Raw genomic sequence first — 7,003 nt, 5'->3', positions numbered from 1 at the left:
GTATTCCTATTATATTTTTAAATTAAAGAAAAGTCCTATCCTCTATTTTAAAGAACATCATAATATCTGTAAGCTGGAGTATTTACAATAATATTTGGTTTAAGAATTACCTATTTTCTGATTTGTTAAGGCTAAAATTTCATTTTCAAGGATTTGGGCTTTTTCTTCAATAGCTTTTCCTTTTGTCAGAATGTCTTTTACATAAACCTTATCGTTTAAGCCTGATGCATTAATTTTTACATTTAAAAAAGCTCCCATAACCGCTGTTCTTGCACATAGCGCTCCAACTCCTGCATCGGAAACAGAATTTGGATTGCCAATTTCTGCCATAGACTTTATAACCTCCATAGATTTTAAGGAAACTTCCATTACCTTTAGTGGAACTTCAATAGCATATTTTGATGCATCTTCAATGGCTTGTTTACGGATTGTTTTTTCGGTATCGCTTCCTTTTGGAAGTTTAAAGGCATCCATTATTTTATTAAAGGCATTGGTGTCCTCATCAACTAAATGGAGGAGTTGATCTTTATACCCTTGACCAGCTTCGGCATAATCGCTAAATTCTTCCCAACGCTCATCCCATCCTGCTTTATGTGAAGATAAATTGGCAACCATAGTACCCAATGAAATTCCTAAAGCGCCAACATAAGCAGATATTGATCCACCTCCGGGGGCAGGTGACTCAGAAGCGGTTTCGTTAGCAAACCCTACTAAGTTCATATCAACTAATTGTTTTTTATCTTTATCCTCAAGCAAGTATTCGATGATATTTTCACGTGGGTTGAAAGGTTTTAAATCATCCAAGCCCATAGATTTTACAGCAATCTTGATAAGTTCATCGTTAGAAACACCAACAGATCGGTTTTGTTTGCGAAGAAAATATTTTCCTGCATCCAAGATTGCGTTCAAAGGCATAACTCCAACCAATTCTGATCCTGTAACACGAATACCTCTTGCCGTAGCGCTTTTACTCACTTCGTCAAAAGCTTTATGTACGGAAGTGATATTGATATTGGTAAGATTCATTGAAATCTGTGCAATGCCATATTCTTCAATATACCAACCGATAGCTTTTACTGCTTTTAAAGTGCCGGGAATCATTACTTTATTTCCCTTTTCATCTAAAACAATTTTTCCTGTAATAGGATTCCCTTCACGTTTTACTCTTCCGCGTTCGCGAACATCAAAAGCGATGGCATTGGCTCTACGGGTAGAAGTAGTATTTAGGTTTACATTAAATGCAACTAAAAAATCGCGAGCACTTATGGCTGTGGCACCTGTTTCCGGAACAAAGGTTGCCGGTCCGAAATCGGGTTGCCAATCAGGATTGGCTAGTTTCTTTTTAAGCCCTTCGTACTCTCCTGAGCGAACAGTTGCTAAATTTTTTCTCTCAGGCTTTTGAGCTGCATTTTCGTAGCAGTAAATAGGGTAGTTTAATTCTTCGCCTGCCCGTTTGGCCAATTTATGTGCCCATTCAACAGTTTCTTCCATACTAATATTGGAAACGGGAACAAGAGGGCAAACATCGGTAGCTCCAAAACGTGGATGAGCTCCTGTATGTTTGCGCATATCAATTAATTCTTTGGCCTTTTTCATGCTTAAGATTGCGGCTTCAAGAACGGGTTCGGGTTCTCCTACAAAAGTTACAACGGTGCGGTTGGTAGCTGCTCCGGGATCAACATCTAATAGTTTAATACCATCTACACTTTCAATAATATCGGTAATTTGTTTTATGATATCCATATTGCGTCCTTCGCTAAAGTTAGGAACGCATTCTATTAGTTTTCTCATATTTTTTTACTTTTCTAGTTGGTTAAATACTGGATTTGCATAGATTTCAAGTAATATTCGTCTATATACTTCAAAATCATCTTTATTTTTTCTTAATTCAATCTTTTCGTTTAAAGTTTTCATAAATTTTTCTTCTTCCCAAGCATTATATTTATCGGCATATGTTGATGTCTTGCGCAGCAAGTCGGCAGCAATATAATTCCCCGGAAATAGCCTGAAATTCTTATGGATATAATAGTCGAGAGTATCGGCTAACTCTTTAAATTGGTCTTGTATTTTATCTGATTTAAAATTGAATGATTCTTCTGATAAAATATCTCCAAAAGCAAAGTGAACACGCCCTTTTTGTTGAGTTACTCCTGTGATAATGCTTTTCATATCTTCCGTACCATCTTTTTTATAGCTTCCTGTAAGCTCTATTTCAGCAAGTTCAGTCGCTTTTAAAACATCGCAGCTATCGTATTCGTAAGAAATGCTGACAGGAACAATTTTTAAGGATTTAAGATAATCCATTTTGTTTCCCTGACAATCCATAGCAATCATTTTGAGTACGCCGGGATTGGTTCTGTCATTTCCGTCTTTTGTTCTGCCTTCGCGATGAGATATCCAAATAGAATCTTTTTTTTCTGTTAAAACATATCGCATATAGCGTGATAAAATTTTGGCTTCTTCTATCATTTCTCTTGCAGGAAGATTACGTTTAACAATAAAAGTCCGATTCATTTTAACTATATCGGTAACCAGTTCGGAAGAAAGCAGATTATCACCTATAGCTACTTGTCCGGGTTTATAGCCGTTTTGGTACAAAACATAATAAAGAAGTGTTGAGTCTAAGACAATATCTCTATGGTTTGAAATAAATAAATAGTTATCGTCGGGACTTAAATTATCTAAACCACTTACTGCAAAGTGTTCCGTGCTTCTGTCTATCGCAGCTTTGGCTGCAGGATATATTAATAATTCTTGAAAACCTTGTGCTGAAGTTATATTTTTCGTTCTTCGGGTAATAGTTTTTTGGGTCCAAGTTGGGTATATATGTGCTACTAGCTTCTTAAATACTGAGCTATCATTGTATTTTGTTAGCTTTTCGTTGACTTCAGAATCGTTATAAGGTCGAATACTTTCAAAATCTTCCATAATTCTCTTGTGTTTATAAGATTGCTAATTTAGACATATTTATTTTTTACCAAACTTTCTATGCAAAAATTTGACCATTCAGAACGACTAACTCAATCTTATTATCTCCATAAGAATAAGGCATAAATTCTATATTTGGTATCTCTTTGGTTATAAACAAATTAGCTTGTTTACCTCTTGCTATACTTCCGTGTGTTTCTGCTAAACCCATAGCATAGGCTGTATTAATAGTTGTGGCATAAATTCCTTCTTCGGGAGTCATTTTATATAAAATACTTCCCATAGCTTGTATTAACTGCATATTCCCTGAAGGAGAAGAGCCCGGATTAAAATCGGAAGCTAGAGCAATAGGCAATCCTGCATCAATCATCTTGCGCGCCGGAGCATAAGGCATATTTAAAAAGAAAGCAGCTCCCGGTAAAATGGTAGGCATGGTTTCGGTATTTAACAAAGCTGTAATTTCTTTATTTCCTGTATATTCCAAATGATCTACAGAAAGTGCATTATATTTTACTCCAACTTGTATACCCCCGGAATAATCAAGTTCATTGGCATGAATTTTTGCTCGCATTCCGTATTTCATTCCGGCATTTAATATTCTGTCGGTGTCTTCTGCCGAGAAAAATCCCGTATCACAAAAAACATCAATATAATCGGCAAGATCTTCTGCTGCTACTTGAGGAATCATTTCGTTAATAACAAGATCGACATATTTTGAAGGATCGGATTTTAAATCTTGAGGAACAGCGTGTGCGCCCAGAAAAGTTGCTTTAATAGCTAATGGTGATTTTTCTTTGAGACGTTTGATAACACGCAACATTTTGAGTTCGTTTTCGGTATTTAAACCGTAACCCGATTTAATCTCAACAGCGCCTGTTCCATACTGAATAATTTCATTCAATCGAAGCATTGCATCTTCAAAGAGCTGCTCTTCTGAAGCTTCAGCCATTTTCTTAGCAGAATTTAGAATTCCTCCACCACGTTTGGCAATTTCTTCATAAGATAAACCTTTGATTTTATCTACATATTCAATCTCTCGACTTGTAGGGTAAACCAAATGAGTGTGTGAATCGCAATAAGAAGGAAAAACTAATTTTCCACTTGCATCTATTTCTTTAGTTGCGTTTTTATAAATATTCGGAATATTATCCATATTCCCAAAATCGGCAATCTTATCTTTTTCGATGTATATCCACGCATTTTTAATTGTTGGGATATTTGCCATTTCTTTGCCGGCATAAAAAAGTTTAGGCTTTTCTTCTGTAAGAACAAGCTCTTTTATATGATGAATAAGTAAACTCATGATTTTAGATAATTTCTTTTCCGAAAGGAGTTAAGGCTAAACCGGCTAATTTAAAATGTTGTCGCCCAAACGGAATCCCAATAATGGTGATAAAAAACAGTATGCCTAATACAAAATGACTTAAAGCTATCCAAATACCTCCAATAAGTATCCAAATAATATTCATTACAGTTGTTAAACATCCGCTAGCCTGTGGTTTTTCTCTTATTTCGCTACCAAAAGGCCATAAGGCGAGTATTCCCAATTTAAATGTTTGAATTCCGAAAGGGATTCCTATAATGGTGATTATCAATACTAAAGAAGCCGCAAAATATTCTATTGCAATTGCTAATCCTCCAAAAACTATCCAAATAATATTTCCAAGTATTTTCATAGACTTTTTATGTGTTTAGGCAAGTAAAAGTACAATAAATTTGTATGAGAATCGTTCTCTTTTATCTTTGTACAAAATATCTTTAATCGGCATATGTTTCGTAATTTTCTTAAATATACTTTTATTGTACTGCTTTTTGCTAATCTGAATTCCATAAAGGCACAGAATTCTCCTTCTTATGATGATTTAATTGCTAAAGCAGATAGCTATTTTGCCAAGCATGATTTTTATAATGCAAAAACTACTTACCAGTTAGCCTTGCAGTTAGATTCCAATGCTGATTATCCAAAAAAGAAGATAGAAGCGATTATTAAAACTTTAAATGATGAGCTTGATTTGCGTATTATTTTTGAAGAAAAAGTAGAAGCAGCACAAAAGGCCTATGCTCAGAAAGATTATGAAAAAGCAATCTTGTTTTATAAAGAAGCTGCTAAAACTATTGAGTATGAAGAACAACCAAAAATAGAAATTGCCAAAATAGAGAAAGAATGGAATGATTTAAAAATAAAGCAAAGTAATTTTAAACGCTTATTAGCTGAAGCCCATGAAGCAAAGGGAAAGATGGATTATGCTTTAGCTATTGATAAATTAAATGAGGCAAATAAGTTGTTTCCTTCGAGATCGGAAGTGCTGAGTGAAATTGCACAGCTAAAACTTTTGTTGAAGCAACAAAATGCTAAGCAAGAAAAGTTTGACCATTTGCTTGCAGTAGGAGATAAGCGATTAGGACAAGATCGTTTTCAGGATGCTTTGGAAAATTATCAGGAAGCTGAATTATTATTTCCATATGATAAAAAGGTGAAGGAACAATTAATGCTAGTAAAAAAGGCTATCGAAGTAAAGGATGCTTATGATTTAGCTATTGAAAAAGCTGATGCTCATTATGTTGCTTTGGAATTGGATGAGGCTAAAGCGGCTTATGAAGAAGCATTAAAAATTTGGCCTGAGAAAACTTATCCTTCTAATATGTTGGCTAAACTCGATGAAGCTAAACAACGTAAAGCCTATGATTTGAATAGGTTAAATACAGACTATGCTGATAAAATAGCTTCTGCCGATAAGTATTTTGATAATCAAAAATATGAAAGTGCTTATGATTTGTATATCAGAGCCTTAAATTTAAAACCCGAAGAGGAATATCCTGAAAAACAAATTCAGAAGATAAATAAATTACTGGCTACCGGATATATAGATATAAAATGTGAGATACATGAAAATGGAATTCCATTGGCAGATGCTTTTATTGAAGTGACTGAAAATGGAATTTCAGAAGAAATTACGGTATCGGCTAACGGACGGCATAAATTGAAGCTTAAATTAAATAAAAACTATTTGCTCAAGTTTAAGAAAGAAGGCTATATCCATAAAATATTTGCTATTGATTCCCATTTGCCAAATGATGAAGACTTAAATACCGTTTTTACTACCGATCTTTCTGTAGAATTATTCCCGACTTGCAATATTGATCTGTCATTTTTTGATAAGCCTTTAGCTAATATTTCTTATCAAGAATCTCTTAGGGGATTTAATTATGATTTTGTAACTGTTGAAGCGGCAATACGACGTGTAGGACAACTTAAAAACGAGTGTGCTCAAGCTATTGCTGAAGAAAAGAAACTTAAGAAATACGAAATATTATTAGCAGAAGCAGATAGCTTTAAAAATGCAGAAGAGTATTTTTCGTCTATAAGTTCTTATCAAAAAGCAGCCGCTATTTTTCCCGAAAAGCAATTTCCTAAAGAACAGATTCTTGCATTAAATGCTTTGGTAAAACGGGATAAAGACTATAATCTATTGATAGCTGCTGGAGATTCAAAATATGCACAAGGGAAACTTAACGATGCTTTGTTTGATTATTATAAAGCTAAGAATTTGAAACCTAAGGCAGCATATCCACAAGAAAAAATCAAAGAAATTGATAATATTTTGGCAATTCAAAATGAAGAGGAGAAAGTTTACCAAAAACAACTTCATATTGCCGATAGCTTGTTTGATGCTAAAGTATGGGAAGAAGCCATTACTCAATATGTAAAAGTAATTGACTTAAAAAAGGATGAGGCTTATCCGAAAAATAAATTAGCGGAAGCTAAGAGTTTACTTACTGCTCAAAATAAGCTAAATGCGTCTTATCAGGCGGCTGTTGATGAAGGTGATATTTATTTTGAAAAACAGTCGTTTCCCGAAGCGAGAAAGGCATATCTTAGGGCAAATAGGCTTAAACCAAACGAGCAATATCCTTTGTATAAAATTGAGGATATCAATACCATAGTAGAGCAGGGAGATATTAGAAGAACCAATACACGTTATCGCGAATTAATTGCTTCGGCTGATAAATTGTTTTCTGAAAAGGCTTATCAAGTTTCTTTAATACAATATCAACAAGCTTTAAATTTAAAGCC

5 protein-coding genes are annotated in these 7,003 nt (G+C 34.3%); 1 reads left to right on the top strand and 4 read right to left on the bottom strand.

Annotated elements, in window-relative coordinates; translation table 11 throughout:
• Window positions 1-99: 99 nt before the first annotated feature.
• From ftcD to J7K39_02455, 4 genes are read right to left on the bottom strand one after another with little or no spacing between them, the layout of a single operon-like run.
• Window positions 100-1,791, bottom strand: a complete 1,692-nt coding sequence (gene ftcD / locus J7K39_02470) for a glutamate formimidoyltransferase (GenBank protein ID MCD6178745.1) — start codon at window positions 1,789-1,791, stop codon at window positions 100-102.
• Between the two features lie 6 nt (window positions 1,792-1,797).
• A complete protein-coding gene (locus J7K39_02465) occupies window positions 1,798-2,928 on the bottom strand; it encodes a 1-acyl-sn-glycerol-3-phosphate acyltransferase (protein ID MCD6178744.1) in 1,131 nt (376 codons plus the stop codon).
• A 58-nt stretch (window positions 2,929-2,986) separates the two neighbouring features.
• Window positions 2,987-4,231: an imidazolonepropionase gene (locus J7K39_02460; protein MCD6178743.1), complete on the bottom strand. Its 1,245-nt coding sequence runs from the start codon at window positions 4,229-4,231 to the stop codon at window positions 2,987-2,989.
• Between the two features lie 4 nt (window positions 4,232-4,235).
• Window positions 4,236-4,604, bottom strand: a complete 369-nt coding sequence (locus tag J7K39_02455; protein MCD6178742.1) for a YccF domain-containing protein — start codon at window positions 4,602-4,604, stop codon at window positions 4,236-4,238.
• A 93-nt stretch (window positions 4,605-4,697) separates the two neighbouring features.
• Here J7K39_02455 and J7K39_02450 point away from each other — a divergent pair.
• Window positions 4,698-7,003: hypothetical protein (locus tag J7K39_02450; protein MCD6178741.1), on the top strand; the 2,306-nt coding region annotated here is incomplete at its 3' end.

The sequence above is a fragment of the Bacteroidales bacterium genome (assembly GCA_021157585.1).
In the GTDB taxonomy this organism is placed as follows: domain Bacteria; phylum Bacteroidota; class Bacteroidia; order Bacteroidales; family UBA12170; genus UBA12170.
The sequence above is the reverse complement of the archived record's forward strand: the minus strand, read 5'-3'. Positions and strand labels throughout refer to the sequence as shown.